Source organism: Psychrobacter sp. 1U2 (genome assembly GCF_051847575.1).
This window is the reverse complement of sequence record NZ_JBPYDC010001708.1, coordinates 1-538: the sequence shown is the minus strand read 5'-3', so window position 1 is coordinate 538 and position 538 is coordinate 1. Positions and strand designations below refer to the sequence as shown.

The 538-nt window shown below is 40.3% G+C and carries 1 protein-coding gene; it reads right to left on the bottom strand.

Features of this window, described 5'->3' with window-relative positions:
• Nucleotides 1-243 precede the first annotated feature (243 nt).
• Nucleotides 244-538: NUDIX domain-containing protein (locus ACS8FD_RS23995; protein ID WP_439277689.1), on the bottom strand; the 295-nt coding region annotated here is incomplete at its 5' end.

Sequence of the window (538 nt, the reverse complement as noted above, 5' to 3'; positions counted from 1 at the left end):
CAACATACGCAATTTGTTGTTGTGTGTCGGCTGGCAGCGTCTCTAAAGTTAATGTATCAAACAGTATCGGCAGGTTTGTTAGACGGGTATGAATATTACTGGGCATTTAATCAAAGGCCTTAAAACTGGCGTAAAGAATTGGCGAGAGTTACTATTGGTCGTGACTAGTATAGATAATCTATCATAAAAGAGGATTGTTCATAATGGCATACTATTGGTTACACACGAATATATTCTATAAAGCTAGAGTATTATGCCTTGTTCGTGAGCAATTTGTGCAATTAAATCATAAGCAATACTGCCCTTAAAAGGTATCTTTGGTAAGTTTGAGATATCAAAAAAGTCGGCGTGCGAGAGCTCATCTTCTTGTATGACTATCTGACCGCTAGTGTAAGACGCTCGAAACCCTAGCATTAAGTTTGAGGGAAACGGCCATGGTTGACTGCTGACGTAGCGAATGTCAGTCAAGCAGATACCTACTTCTTCAGCGACTTCACGTACTACCGCATGCTCTAAGCTTTCACCCACTTCTACAAAA